The sequence below is a fragment of the Pseudomonas sp. W2Jun17 genome (assembly GCF_023127795.1).
GTDB classification, from domain to species: Bacteria; Pseudomonadota; Gammaproteobacteria; order Pseudomonadales; family Pseudomonadaceae; genus Aquipseudomonas; species Aquipseudomonas synxantha_A.
Genome location: NZ_SPKO01000007.1, coordinates 253,780 through 274,731, shown reverse-complemented (window position 1 = coordinate 274,731; position 20,952 = coordinate 253,780). Strand labels below are relative to the sequence as shown.

The window sequence follows — 20,952 nt, the reverse complement described above, 5'->3', positions numbered from 1 at the left end:
CAAGATGCGCCATGCGGTACCGGTGGATTCTGTCGGCATAAAGCCTCTGAGGATCGACCATGAGCAGCACATTCTTCATCCCCGCCGTCAACATCATGGGCAGCGACTGCCTCGACGAAGCCATGACCGCCATTCGCGCCTACGGCTTTCGTAAAGCCTTGATCGTTACCGACGCCGGCCTGGCCAAGGCTGGCGTGGCCAGCATGATCGCCGAGAAGCTGGCGATGCAGGATATCGACTCGGTGATCTACGACGGCGCCAAGCCCAACCCCACGGTGGAAAACGTCGAGAAGGGGCTGGCGCTGTTGCAACAGACGGCCTGCGACTTCGTGGTGTCTCTGGGTGGCGGCTCGCCCCATGACTGCGCCAAGGGCATCGCCTTGTGCGCCACCAACGGTGGACGCATCGGCGACTATGAAGGCGTTGACCAGTCGAGCAAGCCGCAACTGCCACTGGTCGCCATCAACACCACCGCCGGCACTGCCAGCGAGATGACGCGGTTTTGCATCATCACCGACGAAACCCGTCACGTGAAAATGGCCATCGTCGATCGCAACGTCACGCCGCTGCTATCGGTCAACGACCCGGCGCTGATGGTCGGTATGCCCAAGGGCCTCACCGCCGCCACGGGGATGGATGCGCTGACCCACGCCATCGAAGCCTACGTGTCCACCGCCGCCACACCGATCACCGACGCCTGTGCGATCAAGGCCATCGAGCTGATCAGTGCCAACCTGCGCCTGGCGGTGCGCGACGGCAACGACATGGCCGCACGGGAAAATATGGCTTACGCGCAGTTCCTCGCCGGCATGGCATTCAACAACGCGTCCCTGGGATTTGTGCATGCCATGGCTCACCAACTGGGCGGTCTGTACGACTTGCCCCATGGCGTTTGCAACGCCGTGCTCCTGCCCCACGTACAAAGCTTCAATGCCAGCGTCAGTGCCAAGCGCCTGAGCGACGTGGCCCGCGCCCTCGGCGCGGACATCAAGGGCATTACCGTGGAGGAGGGCGCCCAGGCCGCCATTGCGGCAATCCGTCGGCTGTCCCAGGACGTGGAAATCCCCACCGGCCTGCGTGAGCTGGGTGCCAAGTTGCAGGACATCCCAGTGCTGGCCGCCAACGCGCTGAAGGACGCGTGCGGGCTGACCAACCCACGTCGGGCGGATCAGCGTCAGATTGAGGAGATATTTCGTAGCGCGTTTTGATAGGGCAGCCTCAGGCGGCAGGCGTTAAGCTACACGCTCAACGCGTTCTACTTGAGCAAGCTTGCGGCGTGCCGCTGAGGTTACCTAATGAGAGTTCTGTTATTCGGCGCCACTGGCATGGTCGGCCAAGGCGTGCTGCGCGAGTGCCTGCTGGCGGCGGATGTGCAGGAAGTGGTGGCCGTCGGCCGTACGCCCCTGACCCAGCAACACAGCAAGCTGCACCAGGTGCTGCACAGCGACATGCTCGACTTACAGCCCCTGGAGAACCTGCTGCAAGGGTTTGATGCGTGTTTCTTCTGCCTCGGTGTCTCGTCGGCGGGCATGAACGAAGCCCGGTATACCCACCTCACCTATGACCTCACCCTGGTAGCTGCCAGTACCCTGGCGCGGCTTAATCCGCAGATGACCTTTATCTACGTTTCCTGCGCCGGCACGGACAGTTCCGAGACGGGCCAATCGATGTGGGCGCGGGTCAAGGGCAAGACGGAAAACGCCTTGCTGCGCCTGCCGTTCAAGGCGGTGTACCTGTTCCGTCCGGGGATCATTCAGCCGTTGCACGGCGTGCGCTCGAAGACCCCCGTGTATCAAGCTTTTTATAGCGTGCTGGGGCCGGGGCTTTCGTTTGTGCGGCGGGTAAAACCGGCTTGGGTGGTGAGCACCGAGACTGTCGGCCGGGCAATGTTACAGGCCGCGAGCCTGGGCGCGCCGCAGCCGGTGGTAGAGCAGGCCCAGATCAATCGCCTGGCGGCTGAGCGCCACTGAACTGGATCAATGCCACGCCGCCGATCAGCAGCAACGCGCCCAACACCCGCGGCGTTGTCAGTTGGCGTTGTACCAGGCCGAACAGGCCGAGATGGTCGAGCAGCAACGAGGCGAGAATCTGCCCGGCCATCGCCAACGCAATAAACCCTGACGCGCCGAGTTTGGGCAGCAGCATCAACGCCAGTGAAATAAAACAGACGCCGAAGGCGCCACCGGCCCACATCCACAACGGAGCCTTGGTGATAAACGTCAGGCTCGGCAAGGGCAGACGCAAAGCGATAATCACTGGCAGCAGCACGATGATACTCACCAGCAACGACGCCAAGGTGGCCCACAATGGATGGCCGAGGCCGCGCCCAAGATTAGCGTTGATTGCACTTTGAAACGGCACCACGGCTCCGGCGATCACCGCCAGCGCTAACAAACCCATCCAATGCAACACGCTCATCTCCATGCTCCCAGAAGTTTCGCTGGACTCTAGGCTATTCGTCGCGCAGATTTAAATTCCAAGTTCTTATACAGACCATGCAGCTGATGAATGATCTGCGCCGTATCGACCTTAACCTGCTGGTGATCCTCGACGCCTTGCTCAGCGAGCAACACGTGACCCGCGCCGCCGAGCGCCTGCACCTGAGCCAGCCGGCGGTGAGCCACGCGTTGGCCCGGCTGCGCGATATGCTTGGCGACCCGCTGTTGGTGCGTCAGGGCGGCGCGCTGGTGCCCACGGCTCGGGCTCTGGAGTTGGCAGCGCCATTGGCCGAAGCGCTGGGCCAGGTGCAGGCATTATTGGCGCCGAATCGTTTTGACCCCACCTCGGCCAAGCGCCGCTTTCGCGTGGCGATGTCAGACTACAGCGCAGCGATCCTCCTACCTGGATTGGTCCGCGTCCTGCGCAGCGAAGCGCCGGGCATCGACCTGCAGATCATCCAGGCCAGCCGCGAAGGTATGGTTGACGGCGTGCTCAATGGCGATCTCGACCTGGCGGCGGGCGTATTCCCCGACATGCCCGCCGAACTGTGTACGACGCCATTGTTCGAAGAGCATTACACCTGCCTGGTCGACCGCCACAGCCTTGCACCCAGCGGTGCGCTGGACCTGCCGACTTACCTGTCACGCCCACATGTACTGTTGGAGATGCGCGGCAGCGGTACGCCGGAAATCGAACGGGCACTGGCTGCGATACGTGAACGGCGGCATGTGGCAATCAGCCTGCCACACTGGGGCGTGGCGCCTCAGTTGATCGAGGGCACGGATCTGATTTTGACGGTGTCGTCCCGGGGTTTACTGAATATCGACCATCAACATTTGCTGACCGTGCCACCGCCGTTTCATATTCCCTCGTTTGCTTTTGAGCTCGCCTGGCATGTGCGGCGGGGTGGTGATTCTGGGTTGCAGTGGTTGATTGGGCGGGTGCGCGGTGTATTGTCCGATGGTCACCGGTAATAAGAGAAAACCTAAATGCTAACCGGCTTCAACCACCTGACCCTGGCCGTCACCGACGTGCCGCGCAGCGTCAGTTTTTATCACGATCTGCTGCGTGTTCAACTCGATGCCACTTGGGACAATGGTGCTTACCTTTCCTTGCCCGGGCTTTGGCTGTGCCTGTCGCAGGATCCGGTGCGCTCGACCACTGCGGCAATGGATTACACCCACTATGCCTTCACCGTCGATGCCGCTGATTTCACCGCATTGGTCGAACGCCTGCGGGCCGCCGGCGTGCAGGAGTGGCGTGACAACCGCAGCGAAGGCGCGTCGTTTTATTTCCTCGATCCCGACGGCCACAAGCTGGAGGTTCATGTCGGCGATCTGGCCTCGCGCCTGCAAGCTTGTCGCGCCAAGCCTTACGCAGGAATGAAGTTTTACCCACCGCAGTGAAACATGCAGAATCAATCACCTTTAAGAGTCCCTCAGAGCGTCTATTCATGACCCCATCCTTGCTGCTCGCCGTCCTTGCTTCGGGTTTTATCTACGGTATTACACCTGGCCCAGGTGTTTTGGCCGTGTTCGGCATCGGTGCTGCGCGTGGCCGACGTGCCGGAGCGGGTTTTTTGTGCGGGCATTTGCTCGGTGATCTGGTGTGGTGCAGTACTGCGCTGATTGCCATCGTCGGTGCGCGAGAAGTGGGCAGCAGTGCGTTTGATGTATTGGGCGTACTCAGCGGTGTGTATCTGTTCTGGCTCGGCTGGCGTGCGATCCGTACCCAGCGCCGCAACGGCGATGCCCCCCAGGGCGCCGCGCGGCACCCGTTCTGGCATGGCATTGTGTTCGGCTTGACCAACCCCAAAGCCTATCCGGTTGCCGTGGCGACCTTCACCGCGTTGCTGTCCAGCCGTGCCGAGTTGTTGACGTGGTCGATGCTGCCGTCGCTGATCTTCCTGAGCTTTGTGGGCGGCCTGTTGGCCTATGGGATTTTGATCGGCGTGGTCGGCGCCCAACGAGTGCGCACGGTGTATCAACGCCATGAAATTCTGATCACCAAGCTCTGCGGCGTGATGTTCATCGGCTTTGCCATTAATGCCCTGGCGCATGCATTGCCGGGCTTGTTCGCAAGCAAGCCTGCATGAAATGACGACAACCGTTCGTCGCACTGACAAGTTTTTTCTAAACCTTTGCGGCTCTGAAAATTCGAATCCAGGGCGGGTGTAGATCCCCGTACCTATTTTTGCTCTGGAGGAACCCATCATGAGCCGCATGGCTATCCGGTTACGCACCGCCAGTTTCGCGATGCTGCTGGGCCTCGGCGCCAGCAATGCTTTCGCCCAGTCGCCTGCTGAATTTATCGAGCAGGCTTCGGCCAAAGGTATGGCCGATATCGAAACCAGTCGCATGGCCCACGCCAAGACCTCGTCCCAAGAGATCAAGGACTACACGATTGAGGTCATCAACGAGCGCACCCTGGCCAACCAGCACTTGGCAGCCATTGCCAAGAAGCTCGATTTGCCGGTCGCGCCACGGGAAAAGATCGTCGATAAAGCCGAAACCCTGATGCCTGAACTCAAGGATGGCGACTCCTTTGACGCTGCCTATACCGCACAGCAGGTCAAGGAAAACGAAGACGCCATCGCCCTGTTCAAGAAAGAAGGTGCCGCGTCGGATGTGCCGGAGATAAAAGCGCTGGTGGATGAGACGCTGCCCAAGCTCGAAGAGCGTCTGCAAAAAGCCCGTGCCCTGGCGTCGACCTATGGCAAGGGGCATCAAGGCGACGGTTGAGACCGTAGCGTGAAATGAAATCGGCGGTTGGGGCCTACCCAACCGCCGTTTTTTTATGCCTGGTTCAGGTCTGTCTTGGTCGGCGCAGTGTTGTCAGCGCAACCGTTGTTCAAACTCAGGCTGCTGGTGTTGCCAATGTTGCGGTATTCCTGGCGCAGCTTTTCCAGTTCCTTGCGGTCCAGGCCGTCGAGGCTGAGCACGGCATTCTGGGCATCCTTGGATACGCGCAGCAGCTCATCAATCTTGATATGCAGGATATCGTTGTCGCGGTTTTGCGTGTTCTGGATCAGGAACACCATCAGGAACGTGATAATGGTCGTCGAGGTATTGATGATCAGTTGCCAGGTGTCGTTGTAGTGGAAATAGGGTCCGCTCAGGCTCCATATCAGGATCAGTGCGACGGCTGTGTAGAAGGTTCGGGGGCTGCCTGCCCAGCGGGACAGGGTTTGCGAGACCGTGGAGAATTTCATTACCGTTTCCTGTGTGAAGAGGTGATGAACAATTGACCACAGCAGTTCTCTGAAATTTCTTTTAACAAATATCTCGGCAAGCAGTTCAGTCGCCGCCAAAGTCAGAGCGCCAGCTCTGCCTGACCTGCGCCTTCCAGCGCCAGCAAATATTGCTTGGCCTGCAACCCCCCGGCAAATCCGGTCAGCCCGCCTGATGCACCAATCACCCGGTGGCAGGGGGCGACAATCGAGATCGGATTACGCCCATTTGCCGCACCGACTGCGCGTACAGCCTTGGGGTTGCCGATCTGTTGGGCAATTTGGCTGTAGCTGCGCGTTTCGCCGAAGGGAATTGTCAGCAGAGCCCGCCAAACCTGTTTCTGAAAATCGGTACCGGCGAAATCCAGCTCCAGCTCAAACCGATTGCGCGATCCGGCAAAGTATTCCGTTAACTGGCGTTGGGTTTCCAGCAATACCGGGCTGTCATTGGCCTCGACCAATTCACCCAGGCGCACACGGTTCGCGCGTTCCACTTCCCATAAAATGGCGCTCAGTTTGCCGTTGCGCGCTACCAGGGTCAGTTCACCGACAGGGGAAGGCATGAGCTTGAATTGGTAAGTCATGAGCGTGCTCCTCGAACAGGCGTTTAATGGGGATGACGCTACTCTAGTTCCGCCAGCGGGCCTGGAAACTACGTTTCTTGCGGTCAAATTCTTGTCAGTTGAACGTTGCGGTAAACCCTTCGGTGTTGCTTCGCCGCGATTATCGATCCTGTTGCAATACCTTGAGTGCCGCGGACGCCAGAAACCCCGAACGGCTTTTTTCTTCCGGGTGATTCAGTACATAGTCATCGATGCGATTCAACAGATACCCCGGCAGGGTGATGTTGAGTTTTTGCGCCTTGCCCAGGTACTTGGTGACGTCGATGTCTACCACCGCCCAGGTGCAGCCTGCGTACTGTGGGTTGGCGGCGTGCAAGGTGACTTTCTGCGCGCTGGGAATCGGCGCGCCATCTTCTGCAAGGATCTCGAAGTGCCCCTCGATGGCTTCGCGGGCCATGGCCATGGCGTCGTCCAGGTCATCGCCGGCGGAATAGCACCCGGGAATATCCGGGACTTCCACGCCCCAGGCGTGGTCCTCGTCGCCCGTTGAAATTGCGATGGGATAAAGCATGTGTGTTGCCCTCCAGGGACGGTTAACTCAGCAGAGCCTGTTTCAAAATGCTCTTGGCGGTTTTATCCAGCAGGTCCTTTTTTGGATGAGGAATCGTGACCAGACCGGGCTTTGTCCGGTGCTTGAAGTGATGATGACTGCCCCTGATGCGCACCAGATACCAACCGTCTGCAACGATGTTACCTATCAAATAGCGGCTATCCACATCACCTCCTTGTGGTGTGTGTTGGTGGTGACTATAACTACTGAAAAAAAATTATCAACACTCTACCTACCGATGGTCGATGTCCGGTATTTCGGTAGCAGTTGAAGGAAGTGTATGGCGGCGCTGGAATGGCGCCGCCGAGACGTATTGCGGGATTTTTCGCGGTATTACGGGATGTGTAATGCCTGTTCAAGTACACCAATAAATGCGTCCACTAATACGCCTCTTCCTGATGTCGGGGTAAGTACCAATAACTGCGCACATGCGTCCACTTCCTGCAGCGGTCGATACGTCACGCCTTTGTTCATCAAGCTCTGGGTACATTCCGGGACCAGCGCAACGCCTTGCCCGGCCGCCACCAAGGCAATGATCGAAGTGATCTGTCGCCCGGTCGGCCCAGGGCGCAGGGGCTGGCCGTGGTGTCGGTAACGTTGCTCGATGGACTGGTTCAAGCCAGACCCGTAATCGGCCGGAAACAGAATCAGCGGATAAGTGCTGAGTTGCGCCACGCCGAGCATCGTTTGGCTGGCCAATGGGCTGTCGCTGGAGACGGCGGCCACCAACCGCTCCTCACCCAGCGATAACGCCTGGACATCGGCGCTTTGCGGCATCAGGCGGCTCAAGCCGATATCCAGGCGTCCGTCCGCCACCTGGGCGCCCAGGCTGCCGGAGGCGCATTCCACCAGGGTCAACTGCACATCGGGAAAGCGCTGGGCGAATGCCTGGATCGCCTGGCTGAACAGGTCCGACAGCGCGATTGAACTGGCATATCCCAGTGCCAGTTGGCCCGCAGTGCCGGCGGCCAATTTACGCGCGATCACTTGCGCCAGTTCTACTTGCTCCAACACACCGCGGGCATAGGGCAGGAACGAACGTCCCTGAGCGGTGAGGGTGACCGTGCGGCTGGTGCGGTCAAACAGCTTGAACCCCAACTCTGCCTCCAGCGCAGAAATCTGCCGAGTCAGCGGCGGTTGGGCCAGATGCAGGCGAAGTGCCGCACGGCCGAAGTGCAGTTCTTCAGCGACCGTCAGAAAGTAACGCAGCTTGCGTAGGTCGAGCATCCTGATCCTTGGGTATCAATCGGTCGGAATTCGGTATTGGTTAAAGGCACGCCGGCCATTCTATAAAGGCCGCACAAAATAAAACGAGAGGTTTCATGAAACCGCGCCTGCATTGTGCCCGCCTTGCCCTGTTCCTGTGTGGCTGCGCGGCGTTCCTCAACCTCTACGCCACCCAGAGCATCCTGCAGGTGTTTGCGGCGCAGTTCGACATCAGCGCCAAGGCTGCCGGCTGGAGCATTACCGTGACCACGCTGGCGGTGGCGATCACTGCGCCATTTGTCAGCCACCTGACCCGACGCTTCGAGCAACGCACGGTGATAAGCCTGGCGGCGCTGTTGCTGGCGGGGCCGGCGTTGATGACGGCTTATGCTGACAGCTTCGCCGGAGTGTTGGTCTGGCGCTTTGTCGAGGGCATGCTGATCCCCATAGTGTTTGCCACGAGCGTGGCTTACATCGGCGATCGCTGGAGCGGTGGCACGGTGACTGAAGTCACCAGCCTGTATGTGGCGGGTACCGTGCTGGGTGGGTTCGCCGGGCGGTTCGTCACCGGAGTGGTGACCGAGTACGTGGGCTGGCGCGAAGCGTTTGAGTGGCTGGCCGTGTTGAGCTTGATGGTCGGCGGTTTTATCCAGTTTCTGCTGCCCGCCAATCGCCCGCGGGCGAAGCTGGCCAAGGCGGCTTGGTCAGGTGTTTTACGCACGCCGCTGATGGCTGCGTATGCCGTAGGTTTTTGCGTGTTATTTTCACAGGTCGCCGCCTTCACCTACGCAGGTTTGTACCTTGGCCTACCGCCTTTCAACCTCGGGCCTGCGGCCTTGGGAGCGCTGTACACCGTATTTCTGTTGGCGCTGATCGTGATACCCATCGCCGGCCGCCTCAGCAAAGCCCGCCCACAGGCCCAATTGCTGAGCATCGCCGCGGTGCTGGGCGTTTGTGGTTCGGCCCTGACCCTGGTGCCTTCCCTGGGGTGCATCGTGGTAGGCCTGGCCTTCAGCTCCACCGGCGTGTTCCTCGCCCAAGCCGCTGCCAATGCCTTCATCACTGCCAACGCTGGCGACAGCAAGGCAAGAGCAGTGGGGGTCTACCTGACCTGTTACTACCTGGGCGGTAGCTGCGGAGCTATCGTGCCGGCGCTGATTTGGGAGCGCTGGGGCTGGGCCGGGTGTGTGGGGCTGATCATCGGTTTGCAACTGCTGAGCCTGTTGATCGCGTTGGTGGGCTGGAAGCCTGTCGAACCCGAACGGGTTGGTGCACAACGCTCTTGAACCTCAAATCCCAGGCATAAAAAAACCGGTCACCAGGACCGGTTTCTATGCATCCTTCGCCAGATTCATCCTGACGCAGGTGCCACTTTCAAGTGGAGCGGGTAGAGGACTTGTGATCGATCACGGATTACGTGGCTTGTAGGAGGTTTCATCGTTTCACCATACAAGCGCCCATACAGAACGCTTGGGGCTGCAGCGGATTGCCCAGCCCCGTAGCGATGAAGTGCCGGCGCTTATTCGTCGGCGTTGGCTTGTTGGTTTCGGGCGGCTTTCTTGTCCTCGATCCACTGTTCAATCTCAACGGGATCGAAGCGGCACCGGGCGCCCCGTGCGTCACTGCTCTTGATCGGCGCCGGGAACGTCTTGTCACGAACCCGCAGCTTGTTAAGGCCGGACACGCTTTGCATACCCAGCATCTTGAGAACTTCTTTGTTGCCCACCAGGGCGGTGTGTTGTTGGTTCATTGGAATGCCTCGCCATTCTTTTTCTTTAGGGTTTCGATAACGTTTTTCGCCCACTGATCACGGGAAATTCCTTTATCTCCTATCCAGTGCGTTTCGCCGCCAGGGTGGTATGGGGATCCTATATAAGCCCCCGCGGGGAGGCCGCGAAGCCTGATTGCTGAGGTATTAACCCCGGTAGCACAAACTACCAAGTAGCCCGTTTTGGTCGGCAACACCCAGCTGTCGGAGCCGAAGGTAAGTTGGTGCTGCTTTTTTCTTTTTGGTCCGCGAAGCACTTTCTGAGGGATGATGGCTCCCCGCTTGTAAAACCGTGCGCGACTCAAAAGTGAGTCGAATTCCTGCACCACATCTGCGTTTGTATTGTCCATGGGAATACCTCGCCCGCCGCTCACCGGCAGGCATGTAGGGGGATTGGGGTTATGCTGTTGCTTTGAAGGTGATGCCGAGCTCAGTAAGTGCATTGCGTACATCAATCACCGGCACCAGACCGATTGCACAATCCGCCGTGTCGTCTTTCTCGCGGTCCAGGCGCCCGTCGTTGTCCCAGGCCTCGACGGCGGGAAGGTCCACCACCAGGGTTTCACGAGAGCGCTTGAACCAGTACCAGGCCCGGGCAACGCGCGGCACGCTGTAGCTGTCGCCCTGGCGCTGCAGTTTGATGAAAGCCACTGGCATCTTGCCGTTGTCATCGCTGAAGGCTTGTTCGAACTGTTCCTGCATTGTCTGCGTCATGGCTTATTCACCTTGTAGATGAAGACGTAGGCGAACCAGGGGGGGGGCGATCATGGCGTCACCCGCTGACCGAGCATCACGTCGGCGACAATTTCCCAGAGTTGGGTAGGTGACCACTGGTACCGGTCGAAGTCGCCATCGGGCTCAATTCCTATTACGCAGCTCGACTGCGCGCCTTGCTGGCCCTCCCAGCCCTTTTTCAGGATCGTCGCTACCTTTCCGTCACCACTTGGCTCTGTTTGGTGAAAGTCGTAGGCCCGCATGCGGTACGTCGACCCGGCAGCAATAGCCTGTCGGCCGGTTTGCAGCATCTCTACAGTTCCATTGCGCACCCATGGCCGGCCGCCCCTGGCGCTGCGGGCGCCTTCATGGATGTACAGCTCATGCGTTGCCTGCTTGAAACAGGCAGCTGCGGGCGGCAACTCAGCAAATTCAACGTTGATCTGCGTGCCCACTATTACCAGGGAGTCAAAATCAAAGCGGTGATTGTGGATGGCCGAGTGTTCAAAGCACGCCCGGCGCGGTAGCTCAGGGTGCCAGACGTGCATGCGCTGTTTGCCTTCCAACTGGATCTGCACAAAGCCCAGGCCGTGCAGGGTGATCTTGTCGGTCATTACGTCGTCAATGATGCTCACGGGCACACTCGTCCTTGCCGCTATAGCGGCTGACTTTGAAGGGGAGGGGTTACAGAGAGGGGTTGAGGCGTTTCAGGTCGTCGAGGCAGTCGTTCCAGCCGGAGTCGTAGAACTCACCATGCTTATCAACTTCTTGGCGCTCAGGCAGCACCACCGCTACCGGGATGTGTTGCTCGACCCTTACGCCGATATCCTTGAGATCATTCAGTGTGTGAGCCCTGCGCTTGCTCACTAGCGAAATGTCTACAAGGTTTACTTCGGTCAGGTGGCCTTTAGCAGCATCGAACACCAATATAGGCTTTCGCCCTTCCTCCGAAGCACAGCCAACATTCTCAATGGTCACGCCCGCCCCTACTCTCAGCGGCGCGCCTTCGACTTCAGCATGGTCGTTGCTCCAGTGCAAAAAATCACCGCCGCCATCTCCTTCTGACTTATAGCCTTCAGGATTTAAGACCACACCCTTCTGTTCGCCGCCAGCGTTGTGAGCGAAATTCGCGGGCGCATCAGGCGCATCTAGCAGTGCCAGCATAGAAGCCCACCGCAGCTTCATTACTGCTCGCTTGGATGCGTCCCCGTTAGTGAGTTCGTTTAGCATTTCAGGCGTCAACTCACGCGGCACGCCGTCAATCGTTTGGTTGGTGGTCATGGCTTCGGTCCTTCCAAGAATTCAACGTTCGAAGCCCAGGCTTCACCTGCATAGGTGTTTGTCCGGCTGCTTGCCGGGTATGCGTAGGTGGCCTTTCCAGTCTTGCAGTTCACTACTGTCAGCTGATGGCCGTTGCGGTCGTGGTTTTCAACGCGGGCTTCAAATGACCCCCGCGAGTGGTGTACGCGTACAAGGCACCCCTTTGGGTAGACTTGCATTGCAAACTTGCGCTGCTCGGCGATTGCCGCATCGGCCGCCAGGTCAAGGCTGATCATTTGATAGCGCTGCTCTTTGTTCATAAATCACCTCAAATCAGTTGTGCCAGTGCCAGCAGGCACCAGCAGTAGGCGGGGAGTTGGTTACCGGTCTATGCAGGCGCCGTGCCCGCAGGCTTGGCATGGGGTCTTGACGGGCAGGCCGCTTTCCTCACGTATCTGGTTGCAGGTCGAACCCTCTGATGGCTTGAGTGCGGCCCTGGCAATCGAGCCATCTTCAATGAACCATGGCTGATCTTCATGCCAAAGGATGTTTGCGGGCTCACCGCTACAGCTGTCCCAGTTAAGGCCATCGTCAATTGAGTAGTGGTCGCGGCCAGCGTAGAACTTCAACGCCGACTCCAGCACATCCGCCCGCTCATCCGCTGCGGTCAGCAGGGCTTGCAGGGCGTCACGCTCCAGGCATACCCGCAGCCCTGCGTTGGTCGCCAGTTCCGTGCTTTTCATTTCCTGCCCGGCCAATAGCTCAAGGTCGCGGATGTGCGTGACGGCGGCGTCGTAGTCCGAAGCCAGTACGACGTTGATTCGCCCCAGTGCAGAGCCCTCAACGAGCCCCGCCTCGGTTACGTGGTATCGCTTTACCTCACTCATGATTCTTCTCCCGTGCGCGCAGCTCGGCCATTTCCGCCTGCCGGGCCTTGCTGCATTTGTCGTGGTTGCCGTGGGCGCGGGAGTGCCCGCACCGGTCACAAATGGTTTGCAGATCCAGCGGGCGCATCGGCGCGCCGCGTATCTTGGTGGTGCGGCGTAGGGCGGTCATGGCCGCGGCTCTGGAAGGAAGTAATAGGAGATCTGCTTTTCGTGGCTGCAATGGCCGGAGAACTTCACCGCATCATCAAAGGTGTAAATGCCGGCTTCTGACACGTCGGTGGTGTACCCGCATCCGCTCGCGCGCCACCAGCATTGCCATTCACCAGACCAGATGCGCACAAGGCGCTTTCCCTTTTCGGCTCGCCACTTTGCCAGCGCGCCTTTGGTTTTCAGCCCGTGCAGGGTTCGACGTAGGGTCATGGTGGTGTCACCCGCTTGAACTCGACCACCCATACCCACGGGTTGGCGTCGAAGCTGCCGGCGCCGTGCTTCCCATCCCAGAAAGCTTTGAAGCCGTACATTTCCGGGATCATCTTCAGAGGCGCACCTGCCGATTGCAGATGCTCTATGCGCGAAAACTCCTTGCCGGCCACGCTATCGCAGTCCTCCAGCATGTCGCCCAGCTCGTCCAGAAGATCGAGGTCTGCCGAGTCGCGCAGGCGTTCGACCCGAACATCGATGACTTCCAGGAGAAGGCGGGATGCCTCGCGAGGCATGTGAATGTTCGGTCGCCAGCCTTCGAACACCCCGTCTTCGATTTCTGGGGTTTCTCCGTCAGCCCGGTATTTCCATTCGATATGCCAGTACTCGGTTTCGCACCCTGGCATTTCTGGATGATCGCAGTATTCGTAGACCTCTCCGAAGGATTCGCGCACCCACAGCCGGTCGCCGGGTTGGCCATATGGGCAGTTGGCGGGGATCGGCACCAATTCGCCAGAGTCGGAAGCTTGCCAAAGGCCATGTGGAATCTTGAGTTTTCGTCGCGTCACCGTCTGCTGACCTTGCAGAATGGCTCGGACCACAGGCGCACTGAATAGAATTGGGCGAACTTTCATCACGCCCCCTTCAACATATCAATAACGATCTTGACGCCGCTGGCCCTGCTGGAGGGCTGCGCGGCTGCGTACCGGGTCAGGTCGGCTATGGCCTTGGTCCGCGTCGGCTCGCGCCGGATGGACGCGCCCAGGGCCTGCACGAAGTCGGTGGCCCAGCGCTTGCCCTCAAGCTCCATGACGCGGTTGATAGGGCCGGTGATGATCAGTTCGGGAAGCGGCTCGTTGGCTAGGACGGTCGGGAGCAGCTTGGGTTTCGGCTTTGGCGCCTGGAACTGGCGGTCAAGCGCGTCCGCCAGCGCTTTAAATGCTGTGGGGTTCATGGGCACTTTCCTCTGGACAAGAGAAAGGCGCCCGTAGGCGCCTGGTGGTGTTGCGGGATGGGGTTAGGTCACGTCTTCAAGGGTGGCGATCACGTAGTACGAGTGCTCCAGCGCGGTTTCGCCTTCCTTCTCCAGCTTGATCACGCCGTTGTCGAGCAGGCGCATCAGCAGGGTTGCGGCCTTGTCGCTGTCGATGGCCAGGCGGCTCTGGATCCACGACGCTTCAAAGTGCCCCTTTGGCGCCTTGAGGACGATCAGTTGGGCCGCGTCTTCGTAGGTGAACTCGCCGAACTCTTTGCCCAGTTCTTCGGGCATTGGTCGATCCACACCGCCACCGGTAGCTGGTGAGGTCGTCGCGATCAACTCGCGACCGCCGTTCGTATCCATTTCCGTGACGATTCCTTGCGTTTCCATCCACTGGATCATGCGGGCTGCGCGGTTATAGCCGACCTTGAGGTGTCGCTGCACGGCGCTGATGCTTACACGCCGTGTCTCTGTGACGAACAGCACCGCCTCGACGTACAGCGGGTCTTGGTCATCGCCTACAAAGACGTCATCGCCTTCCGGCTCATCTGGCCCGGTGCCGCCTGCGAACAGACTGCCAGTCAGGTCGCTGACGTGCAGTGGCAGGTCTTTCTGATCGCGGTCAGGCTTGATACCGTCCAAACCCTCTGCATAGTCGTTCGGCGCCAGCACCAGTAGGCACAGCCGGCCAGCAACGTCGATCAGGCCAGCTCGGTTTGGATCATGAGCATCGACAGTCGCGGTAATTTTGATCGCCTTTGGCTTGAAGTCGGCGTTATGGACCGTCAGCGGGATGGTGTCGACGTTGCGGGAGCTGATGATTCTGATCGCGTTATAAACCGACTTCTCAGCAGCTTCCGTCACCCGGTCGATGACTTCCTGTTGCTGGCCTTCGTTCAGGCTGTGAAACGGCGCACAGACATTGCGGAACTCAAACAGCGCCGCTTCCACCAGGTCATGCACCAGCAGTTCATGCGCAATCATGGACGGCTCATATCCGCCCAGCTTTGCGCGCTCGATAATTGCGTTGTGTTCAGCTTTCATGGGTATCCCTCAGTGCTTGGCGATTCGCTCAAGGTGTTGTTGTTGAAGCGGGGTTAGGTTGGTGTGCGCGGCGTAACGCTTGAAGCTGGCGCGCATGTTCTCGACAAAATCCAACTCCCAGGCCCCGCTGGCGTGCAGCTCAGCGGAGGTCAGGATGGCGGCGAACTCCTCGACACTGTCGTAGATGTCGAGGATTGATTGGGCTGTCACGCGGCTACCCGGACGAGGCGAACCCCTGGGGCGTTGAAGCTGGCGCCCTGCTCAGCAACCAGGGCGTCGAGCACTTCCCACTTGACGGTCAGCACGGTGACGGGCACCTGGCCAGCGGCGACGGCCTGCACCAGGGCTTCCAGGTCGAAGACTTCGGCCTGCATCTGCGCTGCCTGGGTTGTTGCGGTTGCGACAGGCTTGGCGGCTTGCTGCGCTGGCTTCGACTGCTGAACTGGCGCCTGCTGTACAGGGGCAGGCTCGACAACTGGCTCTGGCTTGGGCTTGATCGCTGCAAGGCGCTCGGCTTCCTGCTCGTTGGCGATGCGCTGCAGTTCCTCTTTGCGGATCTTCTCGCGCTGGGCTTCGGCCTTTTCGTCCTCGACCCGTTTGTGTTCGGCGATTCGGAATTTGATCAGCGTCACCAAGTCTTCATTGGATTTGCCCACCAGCTGCTGCACGTCGCTGAACAAGAACACATGGTCAACTGCCAGCTCTGCCAGGCTGCTGAGGTTCAGGCGGATTGCATCAGCTGCTTTGCTGGCTTCGATCTTGGCGCGGGCCAACTCGGTGTCGACGGCGTCCTGCAAGCTGGCGATGGTGCGTTTGTTCTTGATGGCCCCGGCGAAGTCCGAAGGGATATTCGGCAACGTCACCTTACCCAGGGTCTTGTTGATCCCGGCGATGTGTTCTGCCAGGGCCTGCTCGCCCTTCTGCTTGATACCGCTTTTCACCAGCAGCTCTTGCGCAGCGACCAGCTTTTCGACCTTTAGGCGCGTTTCACGGGCGTGAGCGCTGACGCGATCCAGCGACGAGAACAGATCGGCGATGGTTGCAGTCTGCGACAGAGCCTGCTTTTTCGCCTCCTTCACCGCTGACTCAACGTCGCCGCACCACTTGACCGCCTTTTTGGCGTCGGCGAAGTCCTGGTCAGTCGTGAGCGTGGTTTTAACCGAGTCGATGACCGCCAGGGCCGACGACTCAAATACATGCAGGTTGCTGGCGGTAACCATGCCGGTCAGCTCAATGCGCAGCGCTGGCAGTTCGTCTGGGGCCTTGCCGACCACGATAGACGGTGCTTCCGCCGTAACCTCGTATGCTCCAAGGTCCGTTTCGAACTGGGCCCAGCCATCGACCAGCTGTTGGGCGCGTCCTGCGACAGGGCGGTATTCCATGTGCTCGAAGTTCTCGGCGGTACCGTCTGAGCAAACGAAAATCACCCGTTCGGCGCCGCTCACCAGCAGTTGCTGCTCAAGCTGCCAGTAGTAATGGGGCTCCAACTGGCCGGCTTTGATCTGCGCGACCACGCTGTCATTCCATAACTTGTGCTCAAACAGCGTCTCACCCAGCATCGTTTGGCCATCCATGGACGCCAGCAGGTTGCCTTCGGTGCCAACGACCGGGTAAAGCTCTTCACCGATCATGGCTTCAACCATCGGGCGGGCCAGCGCCTCAGTGGCATGGCCCCGGTCGAAGTTGCGCTGCTGCTGAGGTGTCACCTCCGGAACGATGCCGGTTTTCTTGAGGGTCAGTAGATCGGTGCGTGACTGGTACTTTGAGGCCCCCATCATGGCTGGAGCTTCGGATGCAGTGAAGTGCTGGGCACGCAGTGCGTGCCATTCTGGTGTGCCCTGGGCAACGTTGTGGATGATCATGCTTGCTCTCCTTCGATGTCAGCCAGGGCCTTGATCTTGTCGATCTGCTCGGCGTTGAGGGTGAATTTGCTACTTACCATTGCGATCAGGCGGTCAGGCACAGAGCGACCGTCCTGAACAGCCTTGCGCCACTCCGGCAGGTTCTCTGTGAGCTTTTCATCCGGATAAGCAGGAAGCGCCTCGGGCGCTTCAATCTTTTGCGTGACCGTCTGAGCGGTCCCACGAATCGGCTCGGTAGGCATGTCTTGCAATTCCTCGGCGACGGGCATACCGCGCAGAACGTCGGCGAACATGTCGCGCAGCGCAAACGAGCGGGCGCGCATCTGCCGCATACGTTTCGGGTATTGAGTCCATGGACCTTGCTTGCCCTTGAGTCCAGCCTGGGCGGCGTCGGCCATGCTGAACGTGCGGACCTGCTCCTCTTCGCCGACACGCTTGACGCGGCAGGTTGCCGTCTCCCCGTCGTCGGTCTCTGTCACGTACTCGCAAAGTGGCGAAGCGCGGACCAAACCGATGACAGCGTCACCCCAAAGTGAAGGGCGGCCGTTGATAACGGCGATGTTCTGCATCGCCTGCATGGGTTGCAGGCCCAGCTCCATGCCCCACTGGATGGCGACCAGGATGTTGCCGGGGTTGTTGATGAAGTCTTTCGGGATGATTGAGGACTTCGACAGGTAGTCGGCAAAGCGCAATGCCTCGTCGATGTTCTGTGGCAACAGGCTGAACGTGGGTTTGATGGCTAATTCGGACACAAGAGTTTCCTTGCCGCGGCATGCGCAGCACTGATGGTTTAACGGGAGTTGTTTAGGCGGAAGCGGTCAGCCGTTGCTGGCGCTTCTCTAACTGGATGGCGTTCGGCGGCAGATCGACATAGAACACTTCGATGCAGTATTTCGGTGTTTTCTTGAACAGTACCGGCGCCGAAGCACGGTCACGGGTCATCAGGCTTCGCATCATTTCGGGATCAGCAAAGCCCAGGTGCTTGCCGGCGAACTCGACTTTCTCGCGCTGGGCGGTGGCTTCCAGGTAAGCAAGCACCTCTTTGACGTCCTTCACCGACAGCTCAACCTTGTCTAGCCCTCGATCAATTGCCCGGTGCAGCTCTGGCAGCAGCCAGCGCGCCGTCTCCATTGCCGAAGCCTTGCGGGCTTCGAAGTCTTTGGCGTGGCGGCTCATGAGTCACCCCCGTGCGGCCAGCATGGCGTCGGCTTCGGCGTAGCGCATGCGGGCTCTGAACTCGGCCCAAAACAGCTGGTTACCCAATGGATCGGCTGCGAAGTCAGGCATGGCCCGACCCACAATTGACGATGCATAAGGCACGCCGTAGTCATCGAGGGTTATCGCCGTGTGGGCCGCGAAGTAGTCGCGCAGGGTCATGCCTTCGTAATTCTTTGAAAATGAAGATTCACGGGTAAGCGGAAAGGCCGGCCCGCCATTGTTTTGGTTGGACATGGTGTTTACCTATTGGGTTATGAGCCCGCCGATAGCGGGGCCCAGCAGAACGATGGTGAGGAAGGTCAGGCCAACGATGGCCGAGGTCAGGCGGATGGCTTGGCGGGTGGTCATGGCATCCTCGCAATCAACATCCCGCGCCGCGTTTCGAGTTTCAGCGGGCGGGGCAAATCAGTGACCAAAAAAAAGCCCTGACGGCGCAGGACTTCAACAAGTTGGGCGGATGTTCGGCAAATAATCGTCACGGTGCGCACCTCCGAATGTCTGCCGCGAATGCTTCGGCCTGTCTGGCGTAGATGCGGTCGCGGCGTTCAACGTAATGCCGGTGTTCATCCATATCGATGGCACCCAGCGAATAGGCCAGTTCCACGGCTATGCTCGCCTCGGCGTGCACTACCGCCGATGTTTCACCGGCCTGTAAAAGGGCAAACCGTGAATCGATCATGTCCACGGCGATCTGATGTTGGCGACGGCTCATGCTGCCCACCGTTCCCGGCACTTGCGGGCGTCAATCTCAAACCACAGCGCCAGTTCAATCTGCGGGCCGTACTGATGGGCCAGCACCGGCAGTTGATAGTCCGGCACATCCATCCGCACCCCGTCTTCGTCGTAGCAGATGCCCGACACAATCTTGAATTCCAGCTCCCGTTCGCCCTGGGCGTCCCAGTCGCTGTTGGTGCTGCCGTAACACGGCGGCTCATTCACGCAGTGGGTTACCTCCACCTGGAGGACAAAACCCTCAACAACTATTTCGTGTTCCATGGATGCCTCCAGAGGCGGTGATTACATCCGTCTGCCCACTCGGTGGAATGGACAGAGGTGATGCGGTCACTGGTCGTAGGATGGTTTCTCGCCGATACGCTTCATCTTTTCTTGCTGAAAGGCTTCGGCAATTTCGAATGCCTCTGAGGCGATATCCCCAGGGGTGTACGGCGTGCCGCGAGCCAAAAGGCCGGCGAGTGAAACGGCGGCAAATGCTTCAACGTCTTCATATTCGTTACGAGTCATGGTGTTTCTCCGGTTGTTTTCCCAATGCACCCGTCGCCAGGTGCATCAGTGAAAATTTCCGTTGTCTTGCACGCCGACGTACCGAGGTCTATACGGCGCATCAGGGTGGGAGTCGCCCACGCCCGATGCGTCAAAGCCTTTCCCGGTCGACGCTTTGTTGCGGCTGGTTGTTAAAGAGCGGTTGGCCTCATGTACAAGCAGACTTGCACTTATAAAAGCATGCTTGTATTCGATATGCAAGTTCACTTGTGAATTTTCCTTGGGACGAAAAAAAGCCCGCTCAGTGGCGGGCTTCTATTTTTGGGAGTCAGTATCCGAGTGGGGGCCAGGCTATCGGCGGTTCTTCTCGCTTCACGCCCTGGATCGCATCGCGTGTTTTCTGGCCTTCTTCTTCAAGCTGCTGGACGACAGCATCAGGTGAGTAGGCATTCAGTCGAATCTCTTTACGTATAAGTGCGGTGCATATCGCCATCGTGATGATGACCGCCGCGAACCCGGCAACCACTATGCGCTCCATCTTCATAGCTTTCTCGCGTTCCAGGCCAGCAGCACGCGGGCATGAATGATCATGCTTTCAAGTTCAGCGCCTTTGATGTCGTATGGCGGGAATGTCTCGTTGTCAGAAATCATCCGCAGCATTTTGGGAAGTCGTTGCAAGCGCTTGATGTACAGCATGCCATCCAGGGTGAACACGTAAACGCCATCTACCACTACCTCGTTGATGCCTTGGTCAACGATCAGTGGGTCCCCGCTGGAAAATGTGGCACCCATGCTTTCGCCGAAGCCAGTAATCACTGAAAGGTTGTCACCATGGGTATAGGTGATTCCCTGCTCACGTAGGTATTCCGTGCGAACCGTGATGTTGCGCACTGTCTCGATGTATTCCTTCGGCAGTACCTGCCCAGGTCCCATAGACGCCACAACGTCATATTGAGGGATTGAAAGCTCATCTTCCTTTGGCTGGCGGGTGAAGTCGCCTATCAATACGTTGTCCATGGCACGCCTCGGTGGTTCGCCAGCGCCATCCAGCAGCCAGTCGACCGTGGTATCCAGTCCCCGAGCCAGCGCCAGCAGGTTGTGGTTTTTAACATTTCCGGTGTCCCCGGCGAACCATTGGCGCACGGCTTCGTAACTCACATCGCAAGTCGTTGCGATAAGCCGTTTCACGCCACGTACGCCGGTTTCAGGCTTCCGTGCCAATACAAGTTTCGTCATTCGATCTGTGATGTTCATTCGCCAAATCTACAAGTTCGCTTGTCAAGCATGCTTGCTTATTAAATACAAGCATGCTTGAATTTGGCGTAACAGCATTGGAGGTGCCTATGAAACGCCAGACAGCGATTGATTATTACGGCTCCATCCCCAAGCTGGCGCAGGCCCTCAAGATCACTTACGAGGCCGTGCGGCAGTGGGGGGATGAAGTCCCAGAGTTACGCCAGTACCAACTGGAAAAGCTCACCGACGGAGCACTGAAGGCCGGCCAAGAAAGCCGGCCTCAGTCGGTGGCCTGA

General features: G+C 58.9%; 36 protein-coding genes. 8 read left to right on the top strand and 28 right to left on the bottom strand.

Annotated features, from left to right (window positions below; all coding sequences use genetic code 11):
• The first annotated feature begins 59 nt into the window (after positions 1–59).
• Both yiaY and E4O98_RS04615 read left to right on the top strand, forming a co-directional pair.
• Positions 60–1,208 carry an L-threonine dehydrogenase gene (yiaY, locus tag E4O98_RS04620; protein WP_078820523.1) on the top strand — a complete coding sequence of 383 codons (1,149 nt, stop codon included), beginning with the start codon at positions 60–62 and terminating at the stop codon, positions 1,206–1,208.
• A gap of 87 nt (positions 1,209–1,295) precedes the next feature.
• Positions 1,296–1,970, top strand: a complete 675-nt coding sequence (locus tag E4O98_RS04615; protein WP_248134323.1) for an NAD(P)H-binding protein — start codon at positions 1,296–1,298, stop codon at positions 1,968–1,970.
• On the opposite strand, the gene E4O98_RS04610 is transcribed toward E4O98_RS04615, so the two are convergent.
• Entirely contained in the window at positions 1,942–2,418 is a 477-nt protein-coding gene (locus tag E4O98_RS04610; protein ID WP_248134321.1) for a DMT family transporter, read from the bottom strand. The two genes, E4O98_RS04615 and E4O98_RS04610, sit on opposite strands and share 29 nt — an antisense overlap.
• Positions 2,419–2,495: 77 nt before the next feature.
• On the opposite strand from E4O98_RS04610, the gene E4O98_RS04605 reads away from it, so the two are divergent.
• From E4O98_RS04605 to E4O98_RS04590, 4 genes are all read left to right on the top strand, one after another.
• Positions 2,496–3,413, top strand: a complete 918-nt coding sequence (locus E4O98_RS04605; protein ID WP_177327396.1) for a LysR substrate-binding domain-containing protein — start codon at positions 2,496–2,498, stop codon at positions 3,411–3,413.
• A gap of 15 nt (positions 3,414–3,428) precedes the next feature.
• Positions 3,429–3,845 carry a fosfomycin resistance glutathione transferase gene (gene fos, locus E4O98_RS04600; protein WP_248134319.1) on the top strand — a complete coding sequence of 139 codons (417 nt, stop codon included), beginning with the start codon at positions 3,429–3,431 and terminating at the stop codon, positions 3,843–3,845.
• Positions 3,846–3,892: 47 nt separating this feature from the next.
• Positions 3,893–4,534: a LysE family translocator gene (locus tag E4O98_RS04595; protein WP_248134317.1), complete on the top strand. Its 642-nt coding sequence runs from the start codon at positions 3,893–3,895 to the stop codon at positions 4,532–4,534.
• 118 nt (positions 4,535–4,652) lie between these two features.
• On the top strand, positions 4,653–5,180 hold the full coding sequence (locus E4O98_RS04590) for a DUF4142 domain-containing protein (RefSeq protein WP_005785958.1): 528 nt from the start codon (positions 4,653–4,655) through the stop codon (positions 5,178–5,180).
• A gap of 53 nt (positions 5,181–5,233) precedes the next feature.
• Here the strand turns inward: E4O98_RS04590 and E4O98_RS04585 are convergent, their stop codons facing one another.
• From E4O98_RS04585 to E4O98_RS04565, 5 genes are all read right to left on the bottom strand, one after another.
• A complete protein-coding gene (locus E4O98_RS04585; RefSeq protein WP_032877290.1) occupies positions 5,234–5,650 on the bottom strand; it encodes a low affinity iron permease family protein in 417 nt (138 codons plus the stop codon).
• A 101-nt stretch (positions 5,651–5,751) separates the two neighbouring features.
• Positions 5,752–6,252 (bottom strand): methylated-DNA--[protein]-cysteine S-methyltransferase, encoded by a 501-nt coding sequence (locus E4O98_RS04580; RefSeq protein WP_032877289.1) that lies wholly within the window; start codon positions 6,250–6,252, stop codon positions 5,752–5,754.
• Positions 6,253–6,391: 139 nt separating this feature from the next.
• A complete protein-coding gene (locus E4O98_RS04575; protein WP_032877288.1) occupies positions 6,392–6,802 on the bottom strand; it encodes a type II toxin-antitoxin system HicB family antitoxin in 411 nt (136 codons plus the stop codon).
• Positions 6,803–6,824: 22 nt separating this feature from the next.
• Complete coding sequence (locus tag E4O98_RS04570) at positions 6,825–7,007, bottom strand: type II toxin-antitoxin system HicA family toxin (RefSeq protein WP_078820528.1); 183 nt, start codon at positions 7,005–7,007, stop codon at positions 6,825–6,827.
• A 167-nt stretch (positions 7,008–7,174) separates the two neighbouring features.
• Entirely contained in the window at positions 7,175–8,068 is an 894-nt protein-coding gene (locus tag E4O98_RS04565) for a LysR family transcriptional regulator (RefSeq protein ID WP_248134315.1), read from the bottom strand.
• A gap of 95 nt (positions 8,069–8,163) precedes the next feature.
• Between E4O98_RS04565 and E4O98_RS04560 the strand changes: the two genes are divergently transcribed.
• Entirely contained in the window at positions 8,164–9,333 is a 1,170-nt protein-coding gene (locus E4O98_RS04560) for an MFS transporter (RefSeq protein ID WP_248134313.1), read from the top strand.
• Positions 9,334–9,566: 233 nt separating this feature from the next.
• Here the strand turns inward: E4O98_RS04560 and E4O98_RS04555 are convergent, their stop codons facing one another.
• The 22 genes from E4O98_RS04555 to E4O98_RS04450 form a co-directional block, all read right to left on the bottom strand.
• On the bottom strand, positions 9,567–9,797 hold the full coding sequence (locus E4O98_RS04555; RefSeq protein WP_060772932.1) for a hypothetical protein: 231 nt from the start codon (positions 9,795–9,797) through the stop codon (positions 9,567–9,569).
• Entirely contained in the window at positions 9,794–10,165 is a 372-nt protein-coding gene (locus E4O98_RS04550) for a hypothetical protein (RefSeq protein WP_248134312.1), read from the bottom strand. Before E4O98_RS04550 ends, E4O98_RS04555 begins: the two co-directional genes overlap by 4 nt.
• A gap of 49 nt (positions 10,166–10,214) precedes the next feature.
• Positions 10,215–10,529 carry a hypothetical protein gene (locus tag E4O98_RS04545; protein WP_032877449.1) on the bottom strand — a complete coding sequence of 105 codons (315 nt, stop codon included), beginning with the start codon at positions 10,527–10,529 and terminating at the stop codon, positions 10,215–10,217.
• Positions 10,530–10,579: 50 nt separating this feature from the next.
• Positions 10,580–11,143, bottom strand: coding sequence for a hypothetical protein (locus E4O98_RS04540; protein WP_248134310.1), 564 nt, complete (start codon positions 11,141–11,143; stop codon positions 10,580–10,582).
• Between the two features lie 70 nt (positions 11,144–11,213).
• Positions 11,214–11,810, bottom strand: coding sequence for a hypothetical protein (locus tag E4O98_RS04535; RefSeq protein WP_248134308.1), 597 nt, complete (start codon positions 11,808–11,810; stop codon positions 11,214–11,216).
• Positions 11,807–12,109: a hypothetical protein gene (locus E4O98_RS04530; RefSeq protein WP_198798878.1), complete on the bottom strand. Its 303-nt coding sequence runs from the start codon at positions 12,107–12,109 to the stop codon at positions 11,807–11,809. Before E4O98_RS04530 ends, E4O98_RS04535 begins: the two co-directional genes overlap by 4 nt.
• 60 nt (positions 12,110–12,169) lie before the next feature.
• Positions 12,170–12,676 (bottom strand): hypothetical protein, encoded by a 507-nt coding sequence (locus tag E4O98_RS04525; protein WP_248134306.1) that lies wholly within the window; start codon positions 12,674–12,676, stop codon positions 12,170–12,172.
• Complete coding sequence (locus E4O98_RS04520; RefSeq protein ID WP_248134304.1) at positions 12,669–12,845, bottom strand: hypothetical protein; 177 nt, start codon at positions 12,843–12,845, stop codon at positions 12,669–12,671. The genes E4O98_RS04525 and E4O98_RS04520 overlap by 8 nt, the downstream gene beginning before the upstream one ends.
• The gene (locus E4O98_RS04515; protein WP_248134302.1) at positions 12,842–13,096 is read right to left on the bottom strand and encodes a hypothetical protein; all 255 of its coding nucleotides are present in this window, start codon (positions 13,094–13,096) and stop codon (positions 12,842–12,844) included. The genes E4O98_RS04520 and E4O98_RS04515 overlap by 4 nt, the downstream gene beginning before the upstream one ends.
• Positions 13,093–13,731: a hypothetical protein gene (locus tag E4O98_RS04510; RefSeq protein WP_248134300.1), complete on the bottom strand. Its 639-nt coding sequence runs from the start codon at positions 13,729–13,731 to the stop codon at positions 13,093–13,095. The genes E4O98_RS04515 and E4O98_RS04510 overlap by 4 nt, the downstream gene beginning before the upstream one ends.
• Positions 13,731–14,051 carry a hypothetical protein gene (locus tag E4O98_RS04505; RefSeq protein WP_248134298.1) on the bottom strand — a complete coding sequence of 107 codons (321 nt, stop codon included), beginning with the start codon at positions 14,049–14,051 and terminating at the stop codon, positions 13,731–13,733. The genes E4O98_RS04510 and E4O98_RS04505 overlap by 1 nt, the downstream gene beginning before the upstream one ends.
• A 63-nt stretch (positions 14,052–14,114) precedes the next feature.
• Entirely contained in the window at positions 14,115–15,119 is a 1,005-nt protein-coding gene (locus E4O98_RS27625; RefSeq protein ID WP_282445064.1) for a DNA translocase FtsK, read from the bottom strand.
• A gap of 9 nt (positions 15,120–15,128) precedes the next feature.
• Entirely contained in the window at positions 15,129–15,329 is a 201-nt protein-coding gene (locus E4O98_RS04495; protein WP_248134296.1) for a hypothetical protein, read from the bottom strand.
• The gene (locus E4O98_RS04490) at positions 15,326–16,981 is read right to left on the bottom strand and encodes a YqaJ viral recombinase family protein (RefSeq protein ID WP_248134294.1); all 1,656 of its coding nucleotides are present in this window, start codon (positions 16,979–16,981) and stop codon (positions 15,326–15,328) included. The genes E4O98_RS04495 and E4O98_RS04490 overlap by 4 nt, the downstream gene beginning before the upstream one ends.
• A complete protein-coding gene (locus tag E4O98_RS04485; RefSeq protein ID WP_248134292.1) occupies positions 16,978–17,733 on the bottom strand; it encodes a hypothetical protein in 756 nt (251 codons plus the stop codon). The genes E4O98_RS04490 and E4O98_RS04485 overlap by 4 nt, the downstream gene beginning before the upstream one ends.
• Before the next feature lie 52 nt (positions 17,734–17,785).
• Positions 17,786–18,157 carry a hypothetical protein gene (locus tag E4O98_RS04480; RefSeq protein WP_248134290.1) on the bottom strand — a complete coding sequence of 124 codons (372 nt, stop codon included), beginning with the start codon at positions 18,155–18,157 and terminating at the stop codon, positions 17,786–17,788.
• A gap of 3 nt (positions 18,158–18,160) precedes the next feature.
• A complete protein-coding gene (locus E4O98_RS04475) occupies positions 18,161–18,433 on the bottom strand; it encodes a hypothetical protein (protein WP_248134289.1) in 273 nt (90 codons plus the stop codon).
• Between the two features lie 241 nt (positions 18,434–18,674).
• Positions 18,675–18,911, bottom strand: a complete 237-nt coding sequence (locus tag E4O98_RS04470) for a hypothetical protein (protein WP_248134287.1) — start codon at positions 18,909–18,911, stop codon at positions 18,675–18,677.
• Positions 18,908–19,195 (bottom strand): hypothetical protein, encoded by a 288-nt coding sequence (locus tag E4O98_RS04465; protein WP_248134285.1) that lies wholly within the window; start codon positions 19,193–19,195, stop codon positions 18,908–18,910. The genes E4O98_RS04470 and E4O98_RS04465 overlap by 4 nt, the downstream gene beginning before the upstream one ends.
• 66 nt (positions 19,196–19,261) lie before the next feature.
• A complete protein-coding gene (locus E4O98_RS04460; RefSeq protein ID WP_248134283.1) occupies positions 19,262–19,441 on the bottom strand; it encodes a hypothetical protein in 180 nt (59 codons plus the stop codon).
• Between the two features lie 307 nt (positions 19,442–19,748).
• Positions 19,749–19,964, bottom strand: coding sequence for a hypothetical protein (locus tag E4O98_RS04455; RefSeq protein WP_248134281.1), 216 nt, complete (start codon positions 19,962–19,964; stop codon positions 19,749–19,751).
• Positions 19,961–20,674 (bottom strand): S24 family peptidase, encoded by a 714-nt coding sequence (locus E4O98_RS04450; RefSeq protein WP_248134280.1) that lies wholly within the window; start codon positions 20,672–20,674, stop codon positions 19,961–19,963. The genes E4O98_RS04455 and E4O98_RS04450 overlap by 4 nt, the downstream gene beginning before the upstream one ends.
• Before the next feature lie 89 nt (positions 20,675–20,763).
• Between E4O98_RS04450 and E4O98_RS04445 the strand changes: the two genes are divergently transcribed.
• Entirely contained in the window at positions 20,764–20,952 is a 189-nt protein-coding gene (locus tag E4O98_RS04445) for a Cro/CI family transcriptional regulator (protein WP_060772916.1), read from the top strand.

Excerpts from the sequence above, each read along its gene's own strand:
- E4O98_RS04605 (WP_177327396.1), top strand. The coding sequence starts at position 2,496 with ATGCAGCTGATGAATGATCTGCGCCGTATCGACCTTAACCTGCTGGTG.
- E4O98_RS04490 (WP_248134294.1), bottom strand. The coding sequence starts at position 16,981 with ATGATCATCCACAACGTTGCCCAGGGCACACCAGAATGGCACGCACTG.
- E4O98_RS04580 (WP_032877289.1), bottom strand. The coding sequence starts at position 6,252 with ATGACTTACCAATTCAAGCTCATGCCTTCCCCTGTCGGTGAACTGACC.
- yiaY (WP_078820523.1), top strand. The coding sequence starts at position 60 with ATGAGCAGCACATTCTTCATCCCCGCCGTCAACATCATGGGCAGCGAC.
- E4O98_RS04480 (WP_248134290.1), bottom strand. The coding sequence starts at position 18,157 with ATGAGCCGCCACGCCAAAGACTTCGAAGCCCGCAAGGCTTCGGCAATG.
- E4O98_RS04460 (WP_248134283.1), bottom strand. The coding sequence starts at position 19,441 with ATGACTCGTAACGAATATGAAGACGTTGAAGCATTTGCCGCCGTTTCA.
- E4O98_RS04525 (WP_248134306.1), bottom strand. The coding sequence starts at position 12,676 with ATGAGTGAGGTAAAGCGATACCACGTAACCGAGGCGGGGCTCGTTGAG.
- E4O98_RS04615 (WP_248134323.1), top strand. The coding sequence starts at position 1,296 with ATGAGAGTTCTGTTATTCGGCGCCACTGGCATGGTCGGCCAAGGCGTG.
- E4O98_RS04540 (WP_248134310.1), bottom strand. The coding sequence starts at position 11,143 with ATGACCGACAAGATCACCCTGCACGGCCTGGGCTTTGTGCAGATCCAG.
- E4O98_RS04595 (WP_248134317.1), top strand. The coding sequence starts at position 3,893 with ATGACCCCATCCTTGCTGCTCGCCGTCCTTGCTTCGGGTTTTATCTAC.
- E4O98_RS27625 (WP_282445064.1), bottom strand. The coding sequence starts at position 15,119 with ATGAAAGCTGAACACAACGCAATTATCGAGCGCGCAAAGCTGGGCGGA.
- E4O98_RS04560 (WP_248134313.1), top strand. The coding sequence starts at position 8,164 with ATGAAACCGCGCCTGCATTGTGCCCGCCTTGCCCTGTTCCTGTGTGGC.
- E4O98_RS04515 (WP_248134302.1), bottom strand. The coding sequence starts at position 13,096 with ATGACCCTACGTCGAACCCTGCACGGGCTGAAAACCAAAGGCGCGCTG.
- E4O98_RS04445 (WP_060772916.1), top strand. The coding sequence starts at position 20,764 with ATGAAACGCCAGACAGCGATTGATTATTACGGCTCCATCCCCAAGCTG.
- E4O98_RS04575 (WP_032877288.1), bottom strand. The coding sequence starts at position 6,802 with ATGCTTTATCCCATCGCAATTTCAACGGGCGACGAGGACCACGCCTGG.
- E4O98_RS04505 (WP_248134298.1), bottom strand. The coding sequence starts at position 14,051 with ATGAACCCCACAGCATTTAAAGCGCTGGCGGACGCGCTTGACCGCCAG.
- E4O98_RS04610 (WP_248134321.1), bottom strand. The coding sequence starts at position 2,418 with ATGAGCGTGTTGCATTGGATGGGTTTGTTAGCGCTGGCGGTGATCGCC.
- E4O98_RS04475 (WP_248134289.1), bottom strand. The coding sequence starts at position 18,433 with ATGTCCAACCAAAACAATGGCGGGCCGGCCTTTCCGCTTACCCGTGAA.
- fos (WP_248134319.1), top strand. The coding sequence starts at position 3,429 with ATGCTAACCGGCTTCAACCACCTGACCCTGGCCGTCACCGACGTGCCG.
- E4O98_RS04465 (WP_248134285.1), bottom strand. The coding sequence starts at position 19,195 with ATGGAACACGAAATAGTTGTTGAGGGTTTTGTCCTCCAGGTGGAGGTA.
- E4O98_RS04535 (WP_248134308.1), bottom strand. The coding sequence starts at position 11,810 with ATGACCACCAACCAAACGATTGACGGCGTGCCGCGTGAGTTGACGCCT.
- E4O98_RS04450 (WP_248134280.1), bottom strand. The coding sequence starts at position 20,674 with ATGAACATCACAGATCGAATGACGAAACTTGTATTGGCACGGAAGCCT.
- E4O98_RS04585 (WP_032877290.1), bottom strand. The coding sequence starts at position 5,650 with ATGAAATTCTCCACGGTCTCGCAAACCCTGTCCCGCTGGGCAGGCAGC.
- E4O98_RS04530 (WP_198798878.1), bottom strand. The coding sequence starts at position 12,109 with ATGAACAAAGAGCAGCGCTATCAAATGATCAGCCTTGACCTGGCGGCC.
- E4O98_RS04470 (WP_248134287.1), bottom strand. The coding sequence starts at position 18,911 with ATGAGCCGTCGCCAACATCAGATCGCCGTGGACATGATCGATTCACGG.
- E4O98_RS04510 (WP_248134300.1), bottom strand. The coding sequence starts at position 13,731 with ATGAAAGTTCGCCCAATTCTATTCAGTGCGCCTGTGGTCCGAGCCATT.
- E4O98_RS04590 (WP_005785958.1), top strand. The coding sequence starts at position 4,653 with ATGAGCCGCATGGCTATCCGGTTACGCACCGCCAGTTTCGCGATGCTG.
- E4O98_RS04455 (WP_248134281.1), bottom strand. The coding sequence starts at position 19,964 with ATGAAGATGGAGCGCATAGTGGTTGCCGGGTTCGCGGCGGTCATCATC.
- E4O98_RS04565 (WP_248134315.1), bottom strand. The coding sequence starts at position 8,068 with ATGCTCGACCTACGCAAGCTGCGTTACTTTCTGACGGTCGCTGAAGAA.
- E4O98_RS04550 (WP_248134312.1), bottom strand. The coding sequence starts at position 10,165 with ATGGACAATACAAACGCAGATGTGGTGCAGGAATTCGACTCACTTTTG.
- E4O98_RS04545 (WP_032877449.1), bottom strand. The coding sequence starts at position 10,529 with ATGACGCAGACAATGCAGGAACAGTTCGAACAAGCCTTCAGCGATGAC.
- E4O98_RS04555 (WP_060772932.1), bottom strand. The coding sequence starts at position 9,797 with ATGAACCAACAACACACCGCCCTGGTGGGCAACAAAGAAGTTCTCAAG.
- E4O98_RS04520 (WP_248134304.1), bottom strand. The coding sequence starts at position 12,845 with ATGACCGCCCTACGCCGCACCACCAAGATACGCGGCGCGCCGATGCGC.